The following is a 20187-nucleotide window of genomic DNA, read 5'->3' on the forward strand; positions in this document are numbered from 1 at the left end:
TAATTTTTAGTCAGGATTTGTTTGTTTTAAATAAAGGGATGAATTGGTTTTGTCTTCAAAAAATACAGTTCCCTTAAAAAAACAATATCTTTGCGAGCTGTAAGGAGGAAATAAATTAAAACAAACAACAATGAAAATAAACCCTAAAAACGGAATTGATAAACTCATTTTCGGAATGAAACAAAATGATGTTATTGCTATTTACGGTAAACCCAATAAAAATTACAAAGACGAAGATGATAACGTGATTTTTGTTTATAATGAACTTAAAATTCGCTTGACTTTTTACCAGGAAGAAGAATTAAAATTGGGATATTTAGTAGCTTCAAGTCCAAATTTGGAGTTGTTTGGGTATAAAATAATCAATAGAAAAATAACGGATGTCAAAAAAGATTTGGCGCAAAAAGGGATAACCAAATTTACGCAGGAAGAATTTGATACTTTCGAAAACTACTTTAATGAAGAGAATTGGATTATTCTTCAAACCGAATTTGAAGAGGTCGTTAAATTCGAAATTGGAGCAATAATCAATGACAAAGACGAATTTGACTGGAAGTTTAAAAAATAATGCCGATTGTTTTGTGTAAAAAACCCGACAGATTTTAAAAAAATTGTCGGGTTTATTTTTTTGCGTAATTTTTAGGTTTTATTGATTTATTTTTATCAATTCCACTTCAAAGATTAAATCACTTTTCGGAGGAATAGCACCTGGATAACCTCTTTCGCCATACGCTAAAGTATAAGGGATGTAAAATTTGTATTTCGCACCTTCCTTCATCAATTGAAGCCCTTCTGTCCAGCCTTTAATTACTTGATTTAAATTAAAATCAATTGGATCTCCACGTTGAACACTGCTGTCAAAAACTTTACCATTAACAAAAGATCCTGTATAGTGTACTTTAACATTACTTGTTACCGTTGGCATCACACCTGTGCCTTCTTTTAAGACAATGTATTTTAATCCGCTTACGGTTGTTTGACCATTAGCAAATTCTTTTAGAGCAATTGCATTTGCAGCAGCTCTTTCATTCTCTTCTTTCTCAGCTTTTAATTTTTCTTCAACAGCTTTATTTCCATAATAGCCGGTAAAGACTTTAGCGGCGTCAAATTTCTTGGCTTGATCTCCTTTTCTAGTGATAGTAATTTTTGTAATGACATCATCTTGCGCAATGGCATTTACAACTGACATGCCTTGTGTTACTTGGCCATAAATGGTATGTTTTCCGTTTAGCCAAGGCGTATCTTTATGAGTAATAAAAAATTGACTTCCATTGGTCGCAGGTCCAGAATTGGCCATAGCCAATACTCCAGCTTTGTCAAATTTTGAATCAGTAAATTCATCTTTGAATGCATAACCAGGGCCTCCTGATCCATTGCCATCCGGATCACCACCTTGAATCATGAAGTCTTTGATGACTCTATGGAATTTTAAACCATCAAAAAATGGTTTTCCTTTTAGTTTTTCGGAGGTTACAAATTGATTTTTGCCTTCGACCAACGATATGAAATTAGCGACTGTAATGGGCGTTTTTTTATAAAACAATTCAACGGTTATATTTCCTTTGTTGGTTGCTATAGTGGCAAAAATGCCCTCGGCAGCAACAGGAGCTTTTACAGTTGATGTAGTTTTTTTAGTTGTAACCGCCTTTTTTGTATTTTGTGCGTGTAAATTAAACAACCCTAAAAAGAGTAATAATGCGATTTTAGATTTCATTTTATAAAATTTAAGTGTCAATTAGTTTTGAATTAGTTTGGCATTTTTTCCATTAACTCAATCTCAAAAATGATATTGGTATTTGGCGGGATTACATCTCCTGCTCCAGCTTCTCCATAAGCAAGATGTGAGGGAATAAAGAGTACAGCTTTGTCTCCAAAACTCATTTTTTCTATTCCTTCAATAAAACCAGGAATCAAACCGTCTTTTCTCCCGGCTTGAAAAGGTATTGGAATATATTGTTTTGCTGCAGCTCTTGCTGGATCAAACTTTCCAAAAGTTTTAGATACATCTTCAAGACTTGAATCAAACAAAGTTCCATTTTCTAAAAATCCGGCATAATGAATGTATATGGTAGAACCCATAGCTGGTTTTTTGCCACTTCCTTTTTTTGTAATTACATATTGAAGTCCAGTTGCTGTTTTTGCAGATTTGTTTTTTAAGGCTACAAAAGAAGTTGCTTTTTGTTCACAAACCGCTTTGTATTTGGCTTCATATTCTTTTTTGGCTGCTGCTTCAGCGGCTACTTTTTGTTTTTGACTTTCAGATTCTATTTTGAAATAGTCATAAAAAGTTTTTTTTGCATCAAATTTCTTAGCTTCTTCACCATTTCTAATGATAGATACACTTTTTATAAAATCATCTTGTTCTATTTTATTTACTACTTCAAGATTGTAATTCACTACATGGCCAAAAATGGTGTGTTTTCCATCAAGCCATGGTGTTTCTAGATGTGTGATAAAAAATTGGCTGCTATTGGTTCCAGGTCCATTATTGGCCATGGCCAAAATGCCTCCTTTGTCAAATTTTAAATCAGAAAATTCGTCTTTGAATTTGTATCCAGTATCTCCAGATCCTGTTCCTAATGGATCACCAGTTTGAATCATAAAATCTTTGATAACTCTATGAAATTTCAATCCGTTATAAAACGGTTTCCCTTTCAAAGTGTCATTGACGATAAATTCATTTTCGCCTTCTGCCAATGTTATGAAGTTAGCAACAGTTACTGGGGCTTTTTTATAATCTAATTCTAATAAGATACTTCCTTTGTTTGTTTCTATTTCGGCATATAAACCATCGGGTAAATTGTTGTGTTCTTTGTTACAGGAAATTAAACTTGTAATTACTAGTAGTGCAAATAAAATGTTTTTTTTCATTCTGCTTTTCTTTTAGTTTGTTAACGTATCTTTTATAGTTGATTTTGGTTTTATAGGTTTTATTGGTGTTGGCGTGATGGCTTTTGCAACAACATTGGGTTGGATTTGCGAATTATACTTTGATTCAGGCATAAAATCGCGCAGTGTTACGGTACAAAATAAAGGTTGATTCGTTCCTATTTTATTGTTATCACCATGGTAACCATATCCCATGTGTGAGGTAAAAAGAAAGTGTACTTTCTCTGTTTTGCGCATTAATTTTATTCCATCTCTCAATCCCATCATAATTTCCTGTTTATCTACCTTATAGATTTGAGGTTCTAATTCTTCTTGAGAATAAATAATATTGCCTTTTAAATCTTTTATTTCATAATCAAAAAAAGCAATATCTCCTTTTTTGGGAGTTAGACTATCGGTTAGATTTCTGGTTTCATAATAATACCAATAGCCTTTTTTGGAGGCTATGTATTTTTTGGTAGGATCGCTTTTTATCACAGCTTCGATTTGGTCTTCTTCTCCAGCGATCATTTTTTTATTTCGGGCTATTGATTGTTTCATGAAGCTTCCAGATGATTGTGAAATTGGTTTTCTGGCTTCCTGGTGTTGTTTGCAACCTGTGAATAACGCAGTAGCAAATAATACAATTAGTAATACTTTGAAATAGTTCATGGGCTATTATATTTTTAAATTTTGTACTAAACTTTCAAATTTATGTAATGTTTCTTCCATCGAAACTTCTGATTTTCCACCTGCCGCATTACTGTGGCCACCGCCTTGAAAATAATCTCTGGCAAATTGATTTACATCAAAATCACCTTGTGAACGGAAAGAAATTTTGATGATTCCTTCTTCTTTATTTTCGATGAAAATAGCGGTAAAGACAATGCCCTTTATACTTAAACCATAATTGACAATACCTTCGGTATCCCCTTTTATATAATTGAAACTGTTTAATTCCTCTTGTGTTAATGAAGTGTAAGATGTTTTATGATCCATCATCACTTTCATGTTTTGCAATGCTCTTCCGAGTAATTGCAAACGGTTATAAGAGCTATTATCGAATAATAATGTTGGGATTAAACTGTTTTCAACTCCAAGATCAATCAATTCGGCAATGATTCTGTGGGTTGTTCCAGTGGTTTTTGGGAATCGGAATGAACCAGAATCAGTCAGGATTCCGGTGTAGATGCAAGTAGCTATTGTTTTATCAATATCTTGCTTTTTTCCTAAAAAGCAAATGAAGTTATACACCATTTCGCAAGTAGAGCCAAATGCAACATCCGAATAGGTATAAGTAGCATAGTCATCTGGCCTTTGATGATGGTCTATCATGATAAAGGGAGTGGTAAGTTTTTCTAAAACCTGTTCCATTTCGCCCACTCTGTGAAGTGCATTAAAATCCAAAGTAAAAATAAGTTCAGCTTCTTCAAGGATTTTGGTACAAACCTCTTTATTTTTTTCGTATATTTTAACCGAATCAGAGCCTGGCATCCAAGCTAGGAAATCGGGAAAATCATTTGGAGAAATCACTGTTGGATAGTGATTGTTTTTTAATAAAAAATGATATAATGCTAATGTTGAACCCATGGCGTCTCCGTCTGGACCTCGATGCGGAATTATGGCAATTTTTTTTGGAGTTGATAATAACAACTGTATCGCTTGTATGTCGTGTGTATTCATAGTTTGCGAAATTACATTTTTTAAACTAAAAGTTGAAATCATTTAAGAAATTAACAAATTATATAATTTTAGAAATATTTCAATCCTTTTTTTCTAATACTTTGGTATAGAATCGCTTTTGGACCTTTCACAATTTGAGATTTGTAAATGCCAATCGAACCTGAAAAAAAGTAAGAAATGATGCAAGCTATTCCAATGTAAACACCACTTTCCATACCAAAAAGTTCCATTCCCATAACTGTACAAGCGATAGGAGTGTGAGTCGCCCCCGAAAAAACAGCGACAAATCCCATTCCGGCTAATAAAGCTATTGGCAAAGGAAAAATTACAGCCAAGGCACTTCCCAGTGTAGCTCCCACAAAAAAGAGTGGGGTTACTTCGCCTCCCTTAAATCCAGCTCCAAGTGTAAATCCGGTAAAAAGTATTTTTAAAAGAAAATCATACGGCGCATTATAAATAGAAAAAGCGTTTACAATCATTGGTACTCCTAGTCCAATGTATTTTGTGGTGCCAATACAGTAAATCGTTATGGCTAATACAACACCGCCAATGAAAGGTCTTAATGGTGGGTATTTTATGTTCTTGGAAAATAATTTTCCCCAAAAATGGGTGCTTCTTGCAAAAAGTAAAGCGGCTAATCCAAATAAAATACTGGCAATACTTATCCAAAATAAAATGGTAAAATTTATTTCGGGAACAGCGGGGATACTATAGTGAGTGTGCTTTATTTCCCAGAATTCAACAGTATAATATGCTATGTGGGCTACCAGAAAAGAAAGAACAATGCCTCTGAAATTAATTTTGTTAAAAAAAACAACTTCCAAAGCGAATATTGCTCCCGCTAGCGGTGTTCCAAAAACCGAAGCAAAACCAGCACTGATTCCCAAAATAATCAATGTTCTTCTTTCAGAATGATTCAGTGTGAAGATTTTGGAAAACAAATCGGCAATGGCACCTCCCATTTGCACAGCAGTGCCTTCTCGGCCCGCTGATCCTCCGAAGAGATGCGTGATCAATGTGCCCACAAGTACCAATGGAGCCATCATAAATGGAATCTTTTTCTCGGGTTTGTTGTATTCTTCCAAAAGCAAATTGTTTCCTTTTGCGATTTTGGAATCAAAATAGTAGTAAAGATATCCAATAAGTAGACCACCAAGAGGTAAGAACCAAATAATCCAATTGTTGTGATTCCTAACTTGGGTAACATACTCTAATGAAACCAAGAAAAAGGCTGAGGCCGAACCAGAAAAAATGCCTATCAAACTACAAATGAAAATCCATTTGATAGTAATAGGCATTAGTTGTTTTATTTTTTGAAAATTCATCGATTGCAATACTTTTTGAAAATAAATTTTATGCTAAAGTATTACAATTCGTATTATATTTTGAATTATTCAGGTGCAATTGCTGTAAATTCAATTTCTACCAAATATTCTGGAGCAACCAATTGATTGATGCCATAAAACCCTGTTGTAGGTTTGATGTCTTTAAAAAAAGTGGCATGCGCTTTTGCTACAGCTTCAAAAGTAGAAACATCCGTAGTGAATATTCGGGTACGAATTACGTCTTTCATTCCTGCGTTAAGATCTTCTAACACTTTTTCTACTCTTTCTAGGATGTTTAATGTTTGTGCATAAGCATCATCCGCCTTTACTTTTTCAGTATCAATTATGGCAACAGTACCTGATACTTCAATGATGTTTCCAATGCGAACTGCACGACAATACCCCATTTTGTCTTCCCATGGTGAACCAGTTAAGATGTTTTCTCTTTTCATTATTTAGTTTTTTAGATTTGTTAATTGCTCTTCACGGTATTCCCCGAATCATCGGGTTTTCTGTTAAAGTCCGCAATTTATAAAAATTAGAATTAAAAAAAAGGCCTCTATTTGTAGTAGAGGCTTTCTGGGAGGTATATTTCTTTTTTATAACAAAATAACCGGGATATTTTAATTTCTGTTAGTTCATTTCACGGAGTTCGCCATAATATTTTTTTAATTCATCTGAATGCGATTTATAAGCGCCCAGTTCGATGGCGACAAATTCTTTGTCAAAATTTGGGTTTGCATTCAGTCTATGTATAGCTGTCTTTTCTTTTTCAGCAATCAGTTTTTCTATTTTTTTGTTTGTTTTGGCACTGGATAGTTTTCCATAATCATAATCAACTTCATAAGCCGATTCTTTGGCTAGGAAATTATTGATATCAGATCCAGTTCCACTATACTTAATTGTTTCCCTAAAATGATTGGCATCCATCGTAATTTGTAAATCATATCCTTTTTTGAGATAGATTTTGAAATATTCAGTGCCATCAAATAATAAATACAAACCATCCTTTATAGATGATAGGTCAGCTTTGAAAAGGCCATCGTTATCGATATCTATTATTTGTACTGTATTATAATCGGTGTCTTTAATGTAGAGATGATCCCAATTTCTGTTTTCTATTTTTGCTTGAAAAAGCACTTCATTTTTGGTTTGTCCACTTGCATTAATAAAAATTAATAACAAGCAGGTACTAAATAAAAAAGTCTTCATTTTTAAATTTATTTATTTTTTTTCAAATCTATATTTTAAATTAAATAAAAGGAAAAAAGCTGTATGATTAAAAAGGTATTAAATTGTTAAGGATTTATACTCAGTGGTTTTGAAGATGGAGTTTTTTTGTTTTTTTTAAATTTAGAATATCTTAACAAGCCAAAGGGAATAAATTATGTTAGTTTTGTGATTTTATAAGTGCTGTTTTTTTATTTTTGGAAATGTTTTAAAATAGAAAACCTACTTTTTTAATACTATGAAGCAAATTTATTTATTTATTTTTCTAATAGGTTTTACAACTTGTACTTATGCTCAATTTGAGTCTAGTACAAAGTTTAAGAGCATTCCACCAGCTACTATAAAACCAAAACCCGAAAAAAAGGAAACTCCGCCGCCTACTGATTTCCCAGTTATTATTCCACCCAATGTTTATAAAAATCCAAATCCACCGAATGCTATTACGGATTATAAATTAGAAATAAAAAGTGAAATTTCTATGATCCCAAAGAATGAGTTTATCAATCCCGGGGATGAAATTAGAGATAAGTTAAACAAAAAAACAGATCGTCAGGAAGGAATTGCTTACCGTCGTAATCAAAGTTTAGGTACTTATAAAACCACATCAGTTTCTGCACAGGTAATGTATCGAGATGCACAATTTGTTGATGGTGATTTAATTCGGGTTTACTTGAATGGAGTTGTTATTCAGTCTCAAGTGTATCTGGACAGTAATTTTAAAGGATTTGAAATTGCTTTACAAAAGGGATTTAATAAAATAGATTTTGAAGCGCTAAATCAAGGAGATTCTGGTCCAAATACAGCCGAATTCAGAGTTTATGATGATGATAAAAAACTGGTTTCGGCTAGTGAATGGAATCTGGGAACAGGTTTTAAAGCTACCATTATTCTTGTCAAAGAATAGTTTGAAACTTTTTTGGAGATCAATTAAAAAGGATCTGCAGTAACTTTAAATTTCATATCCGCTTTTATGGTTGTCTCTTGAGTCAAAGTTTCCTTTGTAGTTACAGTTGTTCTTATTTTATAACTGGAAGCCTTGATGTATTTGTCTAATTTTTGAGAAGTACAGGTTAGAATGATTGTATTTGTAGTTGAACTAATATTATCTTGAAAAGCTAGTTCTATTTCATCATCTGCGGTTGTGGAAATGTACATGTGAACCGATTTCAGAAAACTAAATGTTTTATCTGCAGGACTTGTGATACTCAATTTTAATTCTTGTAATTTTACATCTTTGACTAAATTTGCATTGGTATTGTTGTTCTTAAATTCAGATGTAGAGTTCGTGGTAACATCAGGAGTAGCTACTTCAAAAGGTGAATTAAAAGGGAGTCCACTATTTATTTTGAATGTAGTTTGATTCGAAATGGTGAAAGTTAATAATTGATCAACTGCATTACACGAAATGACTAGCAGCGATAATATCGCAATAATTGTAATTTTTTTAGATTTCATTTTAGGTTAAGATTTAGGATTTGGATTTTTTTTGCGAATATATGCTATAAATGGAAAATTCAATTCTATCTCATAACGGTATTCGAGTTGAATTATTATAGTGGCTGGGTCCAGAGCATACAAGTTATTTTAGTGTAAATGGATGGAATGTCTTCCAGCTATGCCAATATTCTTGATAGGCTTTTATCGGTTTAAGGTCTCTAATTAAAGGGTTTCTTGATTGGCCTAGAAAGGTGTATTCGTTTTGACCATCATTTAAAACAGTGTTTGTCAAATTGAATTTTTGTTCTTTACTGCTTCTTTCGAAAGCAATAAAACTCGTATTATCATTAGCCAAAATCAATACAATAGGTTTGTTGTTGATTACATCATAAATGATTCTTTTCTTGACAAAATCATTCCAGTCATAGGCTTTGCTTTGATTGTCAACTGTAATACCAACAATCCATGATTTGTCTTTCCACGAAAGCGTGTCTCTCCTTGTTAGATTTCCTTTTCTTCTGCCGGATTCATAATTGCTTAAACTATCATACTCGGTTTTGAAGCCTTTATCCATTTGCATAATTAAACTTTTTGGATTTAAGGCTAACCATTGCTTCAATGACATTTGGCGGCTTGGTAATTCAGGTAATGATTGCCCTTTTAAAGTTCCGGCAATAGCTTCACCAGTAGCTTGTCTCCACCAGCTTTTGGTTGTTTGGTCTTCAAACATTGCATTAAAATGATCCATACCGACCAATCTGAAAGTTTCTTTTGTGCCATTTACGATTGGTTCAAAAACACGTCCAGATCTGCAAACTGTACAATACGTTACCAGTATAGGATGTTGAGCAATGGTATCAAATACCTGATGGTGATATCCTAAAAATTGTATCGGATAAGCTCTTGATTCTCCTTTATATGTTATCCCAATAACAATTCGACTTGTATTGATTTTACTTTTTGAAGCATCACTCATTTTTAGGTTATGGGTTTGGAGGAACATCGAATCTGCTGCCATGACATAATTTGTGGCATAACCAATTCCTATAGCGATAACAAAAAATATAAGGGAGAGAATTTTGGATTTTTGAAAGGCAGCTTTAAAACCATAAAGTAACATTAGTATAAAAACCAATCTAAAAATCCATCGCCATGAATATAAAAAATAAGCCAAATCAATACTGTTCATTTCTTGACTTCCGGGCATTGGCATTATGAAATAAACATTTGCAATTTCAAACAATACTATTCCTAGTATGCCTAAGTAGTAGATTTTTTTTGCCATAGTACATAGATTTGGTTTTAATTAATAGTAGGTTTTGTTTTTTTATAATTAGTTGTAAATTGTGTATTTTTTCTTTTTTGTTGCTTTTTCTTGAATTTTTTTAACTCTTTTGCTTAAAATAAAGAAAAGTTATTCGATAAAAATAAAATAAAAATTTTTCAAAATACAATTTTTCAAATCCGAATATATAAAGTATTTTTGCGCATGCAACACAACGTACTTATTTTAGATTTCGGATCGCAATATACACAGCTTATTGCGCGTAGAGTTCGCGAATTAAATATATTCTGCGAAATTTTTCCTTACAATCATTTTCCGAGTGATTTATCAAGTTATAAAGCCGTAATTCTTGGAGGAAGCCCTTTCTCTGTCAGAGGAGAAGATGCACCACATCCAGATTTATCACAAATTAGAGGTAAACTACCAATGTTAGCCGTATGTTACGGTGCGCAATATTTATCTCATTTTAGTGGTGGTGAAGTAGCTGCTTCCAATACTAGAGAATATGGTAGAGCCAATTTGTCTTATATCAAAGAAGATGAGATTTTCTTTGAAGGTGTTTCTGAAAACAGCCAAGTTTGGATGAGCCATAGTGATAGTATTAAAGCATTACCAACTAATGGAGTGAAATTGGCCAGTACACATGATGTAGAATATGCCGCTTACAAAATTGAAGGGGAAACTACTTATGCCATTCAATACCATCCTGAAGTTTTTCACTCTACGGATGGTTCAAAAATGCTGGAGAATTTCTTGGTAAAAATTGCCCACGTCCCTCAAAATTTCACACCAAATGCTTTCGTTGAAGAAATAGTGGCTGAAATGAAAGAAAGAATCGGAAACGACAAAGTTGTTTTAGGTCTTTCAGGAGGTGTAGATTCAACAGTGGCAGCGGTTTTATTGAATAAAGCAATTGGTAAAAACCTGTATTGTATTTTTGTTAATAACGGATTGCTTAGAAAAAATGAATTCCAAAGCGTTTTAGATCAATACGAAGGAATGGGATTGAACGTGAAAGGTGTAGATGCTTCTCAACGTTTCTATGATGCCTTGGCCGGAGTTACTGATCCTGAATTGAAAAGAAAAGCAATTGGTAACGCCTTCATCGAAGTTTTTGATATTGAATCCCATCGTATAGAAGATGTTACTTGGTTAGCCCAAGGAACTATATATCCTGACGTAATCGAATCGGTTTCGGTAAAAGGACCATCGGCAACTATCAAATCACACCATAATGTGGGTGGTTTGCCGGATTATATGAAATTAAAAGTGGTTGAACCTTTGCGCATGCTTTTCAAAGATGAAGTGCGTAGAGTAGGAGCAACTTTAGGAATTGATCCAGAATTGTTAGGAAGACATCCTTTTCCAGGACCTGGATTATCCATCAGGATTTTAGGAGATATTACTTTAGAGAAAGTGCAAATTTTGCAAGATGTTGATAAAGTCTTTATCGATGGATTAAAATCTTGGGGATTGTATGATAAAGTTTGGCAAGCAGGAGCCATTTTATTGCCTGTAAACAGTGTTGGTGTTATGGGAGATGAACGTACTTATGAGAAAGTGGTTGCACTTCGTGCTGTAGAATCTACAGACGGAATGACTGCTGACTGGGTACACCTTCCTTATGAATTCTTGATGAAAGTGTCGAATGATATTATCAATAAAGTAAAAGGAGTGAATCGTGTTGTTTACGATATAAGTTCAAAACCACCAGCAACAATTGAGTGGGAATAATATAATTTTTTTAACATTAAGTCGTTACATTTGTAACGACTTAATTTTTAAAATTATATTTATGAAAGGACTTTTAAGAGTTTTATTATTTATCGGTTTTGTTTCTAATGTCTCTTTTGGACAGCAATCTGCAACAAAACACACTGTTTTAAAAGGCGAAACAATCCCCCAAATCGCTCAAAACTACAACACTACTCCTTCTGAAATTTACAGACTTAATCCAGAAGCCCAAAACGGAATCGCAGAAAACCAAATGCTGAACGTTCCAGAATTACTTCCTCAATCAAAAAATACAATTACTCATATTGTTGCCCCAAAAGAAACATTGTTTGGTTTGTCGACCAAGTATAATGTAAAAGTAGAAGCCATCCAAAGTGCAAATGCTGTAGCTTTAGCCAATGGATTACAAGTAGGACAACAATTAGTTATACCACAAGATACTACTCAGAAAACAGAAACTGGTATTGCAAAAAACACTCATTTAGTTCAGCCTAAAGAGTCATTATTTAGTATTGCCAGGCTTTATAATGTATCTGTTGAAGATTTAGATAAAGCTAATTCGGCTATTTTAAAAGACGGATTGCAGGTTGGACAAGAAATTAAAATTCCAAATAAAAAGAAAACGCTTGACGGTAGAATTAGAGTTATCAATGCCGAAACTGTTTTTTATGTGGTAAAAGCAAAAGAAACCAAGTATTCAATAGCGAAACAATTTGGAATTACTGTAGAACAATTAGAATCCCAAAACCCAGAAATTGTAAATGGATTGACCGAAGGAAATAAATTGGCCATCAATGTAAACGAAGTAAAGCCAACCAATGAAAATGAAGAATTAATGCTTGCTTTGGCAGAAAAACAAGTTGTGGTTGAAAAATCCAAAGCTAATACCAAAGAAATTAATAGCCTAAAAGAAAAACTAATATTACAAGAAGAAATCAATCAAAAGGTGATTAATGTAAATGGTCTTTTGGTAAATCTAAAAGAAATTGACAATACCAAAGAGGGTTCTGCCGAAAAACTTAAAATGGTTTTGGAAGCCAATAAAAACATTCAAGAAATTCTTTTGGTTAAATTGGATTCTTTGGTAAAGACGATGGGTAAAGATTTAAATGATTTAAAAAAAACAGAATTGGTTGATCTTGATGAATCGATTCGTTTGCAAAAAATATCCAATGAGAACATTCAAAAAACCAATGAATTGTCGCAACAGCTTAAAAAACAATTGGCCGAAAACAGAAAAGTATATTCCGGTTTGATGGATAAAGCGGAGCGAATTGTTGTAGAAGAAAATCAAGAATACAAAAAAAGTATTCGAGAAAACAGCAAAGCAAAAACGGCCGATGAAAAATCTGTGAAATTGACTCCAGTAGATTTGAAAAATATGGAAATGGAACAACGTGTTAGGGATTTGAATAACATTAAGCTGATTACGAAACTGGATTCCTTAAATAGAGAAAGCAAATCTGAATTAAATCTGCACATCAGTAAGGCAACTTTTTATAGTAAACAAGCTCGGTTGTTTGACGATAATTTGGCCAAATTGAAAAATCAAAGTTACCAAAATAAGGCTTATGAGTCTCAAAATAAAACCGCAGCTAAAACAGGAGTGGCGTCTAAGACGCTTACTTTTGATCAAATGAAAAATGAATTGGCCAAGCAACCTACTAAAGTTAAAGCAATTAAAATTGAAACTTTGGATAATATAAAGGATTTAAAAGCAGGTTACTATGTCATAATTGGGACATTTGAGGAAGCAAAGGAAAGAGATGCTTTTATTAAGAAATTAATTGATTCGGGTTCTTTGGATGCTAATTTTTTTTATAATATGAATGTACTGGCCTACAACGTTTATTCTAAGATTGCTTTTACTAAAGAGGAAGCTCAATACGAGTGCATTCAAAAGCAAGGGAAGCCACTTTTTGAAAAAATGTTTATCGCTAATGTAATCAGTGAAAACATAATTAAGGAATAAATTAACAGCTCGAAAAGGAATATTTGCCATAAACACAGTATTTTTACTGCACTAAAAAACACACATGAACCCCACTAATATGAATTATTTTTCAGTAGTATTTTGTACTATTTTATTTTCAGTAACCTCGAGTTTTTCACAAGAAAAGATAGATAAATACGTTGTAGGTAAAGGAGAAACAGTGAGCCAAATTGCTCAAAAATTTAAAATCACTCCTTATGAAATTTATAAACTCAATCCTGATGCACAAAACGGATTGAAACCCAACAGCGTATTGCTGATTCCAAAAAGTAATGGGAAAAGTAATGTGACTTCATCAAAAACGGCTAAGCAGCAGCCAAAAACACATTTAGTGGTTGCTAAAGAAACCCTATTTGGAATTGAAAAAAAATACGATATAACGGATGAAGCTTTGAAAAAAGCCAATCCAGATATAGAAAAATACGGTTTACAAGTAGGTCAGATTTTGAACATTCCTTCTAAAAACACTTCTAAAACCAGTGTTGTTGCAAAAAATGTGGTGGTTTATCATACAGTGTTGCCAAAGGAAACCAAGTATTCGATCGCTAAACAATATGGTATGACAATTGAAGAATTAGAAAGGAAAAATCCCGAGATTGTAGCTAATTTAGCTGTTGGATATGAGTTGTTGATAAAAGGAAATGGGTCAAAGCCTGTCGCCAAAGTTGTTCCTGCCGAAACAAAAGTTGTAAGTGAAAAACATGTAGCTGTCAGTGTTCCTGAACCAGTAAATTATATTGATTATACGGTGAAACCAAAAGAAACATTTTATAGTTTATCAAAAATGTTTGGATTGACACAACAGCAATTAATTGAATTGAATCCTGCTTTATCCGCGGGTGTTCAAGAAGGAATGGTTTTAAAAGTGCCATCAAAATCAAATCAAATCGCATCGAACTCAGTTAAGCAAAAAGTAGTTTTAACTAAAAAAAGCAGTGACATTAAAAAGACTTTGGTATTGTTACTACCGTTCAATATTGCAAAAAATGGAGGAGATACTATCAGTTCTAATGTGAATCGATTGAATAATGATAAATTTCTAAATATGACTTTGGATTTTTATTCGGGAGCTTTGATGGCAATAGATTCTGCTAAACAAGTTGGTGTTGTTATGGATGTGAAAATTTTTGATTCCAATGAGGCAAAAACAACTTCAAGCGTTGCTTCTATTTTTAGTGATAACAATCTTGCCAATGCAGATGCAGTAGTTGGACCATTTTATCAAAGTAATGTTGAAAAAACGGCAAGTTTGTTTGCGCAAAATAATGTTCCAGTGATTTCACCATTGTCTAAAGATACTGGTAATCCGATGCCCAATTTATACCAGTCTATTGTGTCGACAGCTGTTTTGAAAAGCGCCATGTTTGATTTTATGAATGCTAAACAAGGCAATGTAATTGCAGTGATTGACAAGAAAAAAGAAACGATAAGAAAGTACATTTTAGAAAACCAAAAAGAGGTTAAAATTGCGCCATTAACTGCAACAGGAGGTTTGGATGTCGAAAGTTTTAAAAAATTATTGGTAAAGGACAAAATTAATTATGTTATTTTGGAAACTGCTAATACGGGAATGATAAAGTATACCATGAACACCATGCTCGGTGTAATGGCCAATTATCAAGTGCAATTGGTAATTTTGGAGCCAAATGAAACTTTGGATACTGATGAAATCAGTTTTGAGAATTTGACTAAACTGCATTTAATGTATCCTTCCGCAACTCGCGAGAATACCTCTCCAGAGGCTCAATTATTCATGCAGAGTTATAGAAAAAAGAATAAAGTCAATCCAAGTACATTTGCTATCCGAGGTTTTGATATCACTTTTGATACCATGATGCGTTTGTCTCAAGATAAAACCTATCAAGAAACTGCTGAGACTATGATAACCGAACAAGTGGAAAATAAGTTTGAATATCGTAAAAAAGAAGAGGGAGGTTATGTAAATAACGGAACCTATATCTTGTATTATGATACTGATTTGACTATTAAAGAAGCAAGGTGAAACTAGTTTGCAGTATTCAGATTGCAGATAACAGATAACTCGTAACTCAAAATTAAAATGACTTCAAAAGTAACTTATTTGGGAGATTTAAGAACTTCCTCTATACACATACAATCGGGTAGCGAAATCTTATCCGATGCACCAGTTGACAATAATGGAAAAGGCGAAGTTTTCTCTCCAACAGATTCAGTTGCCAATGCTTTGGCTACGTGTATGATGACGATAATGGGAATAAAAGCGAGAGACTTGAATGTTGATTTTAAAGGCTCAACTGCAGCGGTTACTAAAATCATGAATGCCGAACCAAGACGTATCGGAGCAATTGAAATTGTTTTTGAAATGGTTGGAGTTTTTGTGCAAAAAGATAAAACGATTCTGGAAAGAGCAGCGATGACTTGTCCTGTTTTCTTGAGCTTGAATACTGATATTGACAAGCGAATTGTTTTTAATTGGAATTAAATTAAATTAAGAATATAGAAAACAGAGTATAGGATAAGGAATTCTTCAGTACGTCTATTCTCTATTTTCTATTTTTTTAAAAATGGATCAAAACCAGAAACAACTCATAAAACTAGCGCACACCAAAATGCCCTTTGGGAAATACGGAGGCTGGTTTCTTATCGATATCCCCGAATATTATATTGTTTGGTACAGTAATAAAGGTTTTCCAAAAGGAGAATTGGGTGAACAGTTGAAATTAATTTACGAGCTAAAACTCAATGGACTCGAAGAATTAATTCGTAATATAAAAAAGAAATATCCAAAACCTTAATTGGATTGTTAATTTATTTGGAATTTTCTAATGTTAGATTAAAGTTGTTTGCTAATTAGCCAATAATCTAATAAGTCTAAAATTCTAATAATTGGACAGTCTAGTATTCCAATTAAATTTGTACTTTTGCGACGTTTTTTACACAACTACAATACAAACAACAACAGAATGAATCAAACGAAATATATTTTTGTTACAGGCGGTGTGACTTCTTCTTTAGGAAAAGGAATTATAGCGGCATCTTTAGCAAAATTGTTACAAGCAAGAGGGTACAGAACGACTATTCAAAAATTTGATCCTTATCTCAATGTTGACCCTGGTACTTTAAATCCATACGAACATGGCGAATGTTATGTAACTGATGATGGAGCGGAAACTGATTTGGATTTAGGACATTACGAACGTTTTTTGAACGTACCTACTTCTCAGGCAAATAACGTCACTACAGGTAGAATTTATCTTTCGGTAATAGAAAAAGAACGTAGAGGAGAATTTTTGGGTAAAACGGTTCAAGTTGTACCTCATATCACAAACGAGATTAAAGAAAGAATGCAATTGCTTGGTAATTCAGGTGATTATGATATTGTTATTACCGAAATTGGTGGTACTGTTGGGGATATAGAGTCTTTACCTTATATAGAATCAGTTCGTCAATTGGTTTGGGATCTAGGGGAGCATAATGCAATTGTTATTCATTTAACATTGGTTCCTTATTTGGCAGCTGCTGGTGAATTAAAAACAAAACCAACACAACACTCTGTAAAAACTTTGATGGAAAGCGGAATCAAAGCTGATATCTTGGTTTGTAGAACAGAACATGAGATTTCTGATGAAATTCGCAATAAATTAGCCTTGTTTTGTAATGTAAAAAGAGAGGCAGTTATTCAATCTATTGATGCTTCTACAATTTACGAAGTTCCAAATTTAATGTTGGAAGAAGGATTGGATGTGGTGGCTTTGAAAAAATTGGATTTGCCTAAAAAAGCAGCTCCAGATTTAAAAAACTGGAATACCTTTCTACGTAGATTAAAATTTCCAAAACATACCGTAAACATTGGTTTGATTGGGAAATATGTGGAAATGCAAGATTGTTACAAATCAATTTTGGAGGCTTTCATTCATGCAGGTGCTACGAATGAAACCAAAGTAAATGTGATTTCGATACATTCTGAATTTATAGATGCAGAAAATATTAAAGAAAAATTATCTGGATTAGATGGAATTCTTGTAGCTCCAGGTTTTGGAGAGAGAGGAATTGAAGGTAAAATAGAAGCAATTCGTTATGCTCGTGAAAATAAAGTTCCTTTTTTTGGAATTTGTTTGGGAATGCAAATGGCGATTATCGAATATTCTAGAAATATTTTAGGTTTGGCTGATGCAAATTCTACCGAAATGAATGATAAAACTTCGAATCCAGTTGTGAATTTGATGGAAGATCAAAAAAATGTTACCGATAAAGGTGGAACAATGCGTCTTGGAGCCTGGAAATGTGATATCACACCTGATTCATTGGCATTTAAGATCTACGGAAAAACATCTATATCAGAACGTCACCGTCACCGTTACGAATACAACAGTCAGTATGTGAGTCAATTGCAAAAAGCAGGATTGATTTCTTCAGGTGTTAATCCAGATACAGGTCTTGTAGAAATTGTAGAATTGGCAGATCATCCTTTCTTTATTGGAGTACAATACCATCCTGAATATAAAAGTACCGTAGCCAATCCACATCCAATTTTTGTGAGTTTTGTTGCAGCAGCCGTAAAAGGGAAAAAGAAATAAAAGTAAAATAGATTTTCAAGGCTTTGATAATGTTATAAAATGTAACATTAAAGTTGTTTTGAAGACTAACGGATTCAGTTTCTAATTTATTTAAATTTAGGAAGACGAAAAACAACAATAAATAAAATGGAAGAAAAAAAATTAGACCTTAACTCGGTTATAGGTATTGTGTTGATAATTGGTATTTTTATATGGATGATGTACCAAAACAAACCATCAGAGGCAACTCTTGCTGCAGAAAAGGCTAAAAAAGAATTGGTTGCAAAAGAAGCACAAGCTAAAGCTGCAGCGGTAAAACCTGTTGTTACTGCTACGGCTGTTGTAGCTGGTGATTCTACACAATTGGCCCAATTGCAAAAAACGTTAGGTGGTTTTGCTTATTCTGCAACTTTGCCTTCAGCTAAAAATGATGTTACAACAATCGAAAATGATTTTGTAGTATTAAAAATTGCTAACAAAGGTGGTTATATTGTAGAAGCTACTTTGAAAAATTTCGAAAAATTCAAAAAGAATTCAGGGCAATTGGTTTCTTTGATTAAAGACAACAATGCCGATTTGAATATTCAATTGCAAACAAGCGATAATAGAGTTTTAAATACAAAAGACTTGTATTTCGAGCCTACATTGACTAAGGTTGGTGCCGATCAAGTGCTTTCAATGAAATTGAAATCTGGAGCTAATGAGTATTTAGAATACAAATACAGTTTGAAACCAAACGATTATATGGTTGGTTTTGATATTCGTTCCCAAGGTTTAAACAAAGTTTTGAATACGGCTAAACCATTGGATTTACAGTGGAATTTAAAAACGTTTAGAACAGAGAAAAGTATTGCTATAGAAAACAGGTTTACCGAAATTCATTATGAATATGAAGAGGGGAAAACCAATTATGTAGGCGACGGAAATAATAAAGAAGAGGCTCCGGATAAAGTAAGTTATGTAGCATTCAAGCAGCATTTTTTCAGTACTATTTTATTGACTAATACTCCGTTTGCTAAATCGGTATTAAAGTCGAATAAATTAGTTGTTGATGAAGCTATTGATACAACCTATATTAAGCAATTTAATGCAAATGTTCCTTTAGCTTATACAAATGGTGAACTGGATTATAAGATGAGTTGGTATTTTGGTCCTTCAGACTATAAAACTTTAAAAGCATACAATAAAAATTTAGAGAAAGTTATTCCGCTTGGTTGGGGGATTTTTGGTTGGATTAATAAGTTTATATTCATTCCATTATTTGGATTTTTAAGTGGTAATATATCTTATGGAATTGCAATTATAATTTTTACGATTATCATTAAAATTGCGATGTCGCCCATTACCTATAAATCATTCTTGTCTCAGGCCAAAATGAAAGTACTGAGACCAGAGATTACTGAATTGGGGGAGAAATTTAAAAAAGACCCAATGAAGAAGCAACAGGAAACAATGAAATTGTATAATAAAGCGGGAGTGAATCCTATGGCAGGTTGTATTCCGGCTTTGATTCAGATTCCATTTATGTATGCTTCATTTCAGTTTTTCCCCTCTGCTTTCGAATTAAGACAAAAAAGTTTCCTTTGGGCAGATGATTTATCTTCATATGATTCTGTTTACCAATTACCTTTTCATATCCCGTTATACGGAAGTCATATTAGTTTGTTTCCTATAATGGCGGCAATAGCTATTTTCTTTTACATGAAAATGACATCTGGCGACCAGCAAATGGCTGCTCCTCAACAAGAAGGAATGCCAGATATGGCTAAAATGATGAAATATATGATCTATATTTCACCAATTATGATGTTGATTTTTTTCAATAGTTATGGTGCTGGATTGAGTTTGTATAACTTTATGTCCAATTTAATTACTATCGGTATTATGTTTGTAATCAAAAATCACATAGTTGATCCCGATAAAATTCATGCTCAAATTCAAGAAAACAAGTTGAAGGAACCAAAAAAACCGGGTAAATTTCAGCAAAAATTGCAAGAAGCTATGGAGCAAGCCGAAGCTCAAAAAGCAAAAGACAAAAAGAAATAAAATTAGAAATAAATAGAAAAGCTCCTAGTAAATAGGAGCTTTTTCGTTTTT

Annotated in this window: 18 protein-coding genes; 9 read left to right on the forward strand and 9 right to left on the reverse strand. The window is 33.2% G+C overall.

Annotation, left to right across the window (positions count from 1 at the left end):
• Positions 1 to 130: 130 nt before the first annotated feature.
• The gene (locus tag KZH69_RS05640; RefSeq protein ID WP_219316474.1) at positions 131 to 568 is read left to right on the forward strand and encodes a hypothetical protein; all 438 of its coding nucleotides are present in this window, start codon (positions 131 to 133) and stop codon (positions 566 to 568) included.
• 78 nt (positions 569 to 646) lie between these two features.
• Here the strand turns inward: KZH69_RS05640 and bamJ are convergent, their stop codons facing one another.
• From bamJ to KZH69_RS05675, 7 genes are all read right to left on the reverse strand, one after another.
• Positions 647 to 1714, reverse strand: coding sequence for a BamJ family beta-barrel-assembly machinery protein (bamJ, locus tag KZH69_RS05645; RefSeq protein WP_219316475.1), 1068 nt, complete (start codon positions 1712 to 1714; stop codon positions 647 to 649).
• A gap of 32 nt (positions 1715 to 1746) precedes the next feature.
• Complete coding sequence (locus KZH69_RS05650) at positions 1747 to 2871, reverse strand: peptidylprolyl isomerase (protein WP_219316476.1); 1125 nt, start codon at positions 2869 to 2871, stop codon at positions 1747 to 1749.
• A gap of 12 nt (positions 2872 to 2883) precedes the next feature.
• Positions 2884 to 3540, reverse strand: a complete 657-nt coding sequence (gene gldI / locus KZH69_RS05655) for a gliding motility-associated peptidyl-prolyl isomerase GldI (RefSeq protein WP_219316477.1) — start codon at positions 3538 to 3540, stop codon at positions 2884 to 2886.
• 6 nt (positions 3541 to 3546) lie between these two features.
• Complete coding sequence (locus KZH69_RS05660) at positions 3547 to 4551, reverse strand: DHH family phosphoesterase (protein ID WP_219316478.1); 1005 nt, start codon at positions 4549 to 4551, stop codon at positions 3547 to 3549.
• Positions 4552 to 4619: 68 nt separating this feature from the next.
• Positions 4620 to 5876 carry a voltage-gated chloride channel family protein gene (locus KZH69_RS05665; RefSeq protein WP_219316479.1) on the reverse strand — a complete coding sequence of 419 codons (1257 nt, stop codon included), beginning with the start codon at positions 5874 to 5876 and terminating at the stop codon, positions 4620 to 4622.
• Positions 5877 to 5941: 65 nt separating this feature from the next.
• Complete coding sequence (locus tag KZH69_RS05670) at positions 5942 to 6328, reverse strand: RidA family protein (protein ID WP_219316480.1); 387 nt, start codon at positions 6326 to 6328, stop codon at positions 5942 to 5944.
• A 181-nt stretch (positions 6329 to 6509) separates the two neighbouring features.
• On the reverse strand, positions 6510 to 7088 hold the full coding sequence (locus KZH69_RS05675; RefSeq protein WP_219316481.1) for a hypothetical protein: 579 nt from the start codon (positions 7086 to 7088) through the stop codon (positions 6510 to 6512).
• 256 nt (positions 7089 to 7344) lie between these two features.
• Here KZH69_RS05675 and KZH69_RS05680 point away from each other — a divergent pair, with 256 nt between their 5' ends.
• Complete coding sequence (locus tag KZH69_RS05680; RefSeq protein ID WP_219316482.1) at positions 7345 to 8010, forward strand: hypothetical protein; 666 nt, start codon at positions 7345 to 7347, stop codon at positions 8008 to 8010.
• Positions 8011 to 8033: 23 nt separating this feature from the next.
• Here the strand turns inward: KZH69_RS05680 and KZH69_RS05685 are convergent, their stop codons facing one another.
• Both KZH69_RS05685 and KZH69_RS05690 read right to left on the reverse strand, forming a co-directional pair.
• A complete protein-coding gene (locus tag KZH69_RS05685) occupies positions 8034 to 8561 on the reverse strand; it encodes a hypothetical protein (RefSeq protein WP_219316483.1) in 528 nt (175 codons plus the stop codon).
• Between the two features lie 124 nt (positions 8562 to 8685).
• Positions 8686 to 9828: a DUF3179 domain-containing (seleno)protein gene (locus KZH69_RS05690; protein WP_219316484.1), complete on the reverse strand. Its 1143-nt coding sequence runs from the start codon at positions 9826 to 9828 to the stop codon at positions 8686 to 8688.
• 204 nt (positions 9829 to 10032) lie between these two features.
• Between KZH69_RS05690 and guaA the strand changes: the two genes are divergently transcribed.
• The 7 genes from guaA to yidC all read left to right on the forward strand — a co-directional run bounded on the left by guaA (position 10033) and on the right by yidC (position 20136).
• The gene (gene guaA / locus KZH69_RS05695; RefSeq protein ID WP_219316485.1) at positions 10033 to 11562 is read left to right on the forward strand and encodes a glutamine-hydrolyzing GMP synthase; all 1530 of its coding nucleotides are present in this window, start codon (positions 10033 to 10035) and stop codon (positions 11560 to 11562) included.
• 61 nt (positions 11563 to 11623) lie between these two features.
• Positions 11624 to 13534 (forward strand): muramidase family protein, encoded by a 1911-nt coding sequence (locus KZH69_RS05700; protein WP_219316486.1) that lies wholly within the window; start codon positions 11624 to 11626, stop codon positions 13532 to 13534.
• 64 nt (positions 13535 to 13598) lie between these two features.
• On the forward strand, positions 13599 to 15557 hold the full coding sequence (locus KZH69_RS05705) for a LysM peptidoglycan-binding domain-containing protein (RefSeq protein WP_255557649.1): 1959 nt from the start codon (positions 13599 to 13601) through the stop codon (positions 15555 to 15557).
• A 57-nt stretch (positions 15558 to 15614) separates the two neighbouring features.
• Entirely contained in the window at positions 15615 to 16016 is a 402-nt protein-coding gene (locus KZH69_RS05710; RefSeq protein ID WP_219316487.1) for an OsmC family protein, read from the forward strand.
• Positions 16017 to 16098: 82 nt separating this feature from the next.
• A complete protein-coding gene (locus KZH69_RS05715) occupies positions 16099 to 16329 on the forward strand; it encodes a DUF3820 family protein (protein WP_219316488.1) in 231 nt (76 codons plus the stop codon).
• A 168-nt stretch (positions 16330 to 16497) separates the two neighbouring features.
• Entirely contained in the window at positions 16498 to 18111 is a 1614-nt protein-coding gene (gene pyrG, locus KZH69_RS05720; RefSeq protein ID WP_219316489.1) for a CTP synthase, read from the forward strand.
• A gap of 126 nt (positions 18112 to 18237) precedes the next feature.
• Positions 18238 to 20136 (forward strand): membrane protein insertase YidC, encoded by a 1899-nt coding sequence (gene yidC, locus KZH69_RS05725; RefSeq protein WP_219316490.1) that lies wholly within the window; start codon positions 18238 to 18240, stop codon positions 20134 to 20136.
• Positions 20137 to 20187: the final 51 nt, after the last annotated feature.

This window comes from Flavobacterium taihuense (assembly GCF_019351435.1).
In the GTDB taxonomy this organism is placed as follows: Bacteria; Bacteroidota; Bacteroidia; order Flavobacteriales; family Flavobacteriaceae; genus Flavobacterium; species Flavobacterium taihuense.

Bases quoted from the DNA above. Each gene is read 5' to 3' on its own strand.
- KZH69_RS05640 (WP_219316474.1), top strand. From the start codon at position 131: ATGAAAATAAACCCTAAAAACGGAATTGATAAACTCATTTTCGGAATG.
- bamJ (WP_219316475.1), bottom strand. From the start codon at position 1,714: ATGAAATCTAAAATCGCATTATTACTCTTTTTAGGGTTGTTTAATTTA.
- KZH69_RS05650 (WP_219316476.1), bottom strand. From the start codon at position 2,871: ATGAAAAAAAACATTTTATTTGCACTACTAGTAATTACAAGTTTAATT.
- gldI (WP_219316477.1), bottom strand. From the start codon at position 3,540: ATGAACTATTTCAAAGTATTACTAATTGTATTATTTGCTACTGCGTTA.
- KZH69_RS05660 (WP_219316478.1), bottom strand. From the start codon at position 4,551: ATGAATACACACGACATACAAGCGATACAGTTGTTATTATCAACTCCA.
- KZH69_RS05665 (WP_219316479.1), bottom strand. From the start codon at position 5,876: ATGAATTTTCAAAAAATAAAACAACTAATGCCTATTACTATCAAATGG.
- KZH69_RS05670 (WP_219316480.1), bottom strand. From the start codon at position 6,328: ATGAAAAGAGAAAACATCTTAACTGGTTCACCATGGGAAGACAAAATG.
- KZH69_RS05675 (WP_219316481.1), bottom strand. From the start codon at position 7,088: ATGAAGACTTTTTTATTTAGTACCTGCTTGTTATTAATTTTTATTAAT.
- KZH69_RS05680 (WP_219316482.1), top strand. From the start codon at position 7,345: ATGAAGCAAATTTATTTATTTATTTTTCTAATAGGTTTTACAACTTGT.
- KZH69_RS05685 (WP_219316483.1), bottom strand. From the start codon at position 8,561: ATGAAATCTAAAAAAATTACAATTATTGCGATATTATCGCTGCTAGTC.
- KZH69_RS05690 (WP_219316484.1), bottom strand. From the start codon at position 9,828: ATGGCAAAAAAAATCTACTACTTAGGCATACTAGGAATAGTATTGTTT.
- guaA (WP_219316485.1), top strand. From the start codon at position 10,033: ATGCAACACAACGTACTTATTTTAGATTTCGGATCGCAATATACACAG.
- KZH69_RS05700 (WP_219316486.1), top strand. From the start codon at position 11,624: ATGAAAGGACTTTTAAGAGTTTTATTATTTATCGGTTTTGTTTCTAAT.
- KZH69_RS05705 (WP_255557649.1), top strand. From the start codon at position 13,599: ATGAACCCCACTAATATGAATTATTTTTCAGTAGTATTTTGTACTATT.
- KZH69_RS05710 (WP_219316487.1), top strand. From the start codon at position 15,615: ATGACTTCAAAAGTAACTTATTTGGGAGATTTAAGAACTTCCTCTATA.
- KZH69_RS05715 (WP_219316488.1), top strand. From the start codon at position 16,099: ATGGATCAAAACCAGAAACAACTCATAAAACTAGCGCACACCAAAATG.
- pyrG (WP_219316489.1), top strand. From the start codon at position 16,498: ATGAATCAAACGAAATATATTTTTGTTACAGGCGGTGTGACTTCTTCT.
- yidC (WP_219316490.1), top strand. From the start codon at position 18,238: ATGGAAGAAAAAAAATTAGACCTTAACTCGGTTATAGGTATTGTGTTG.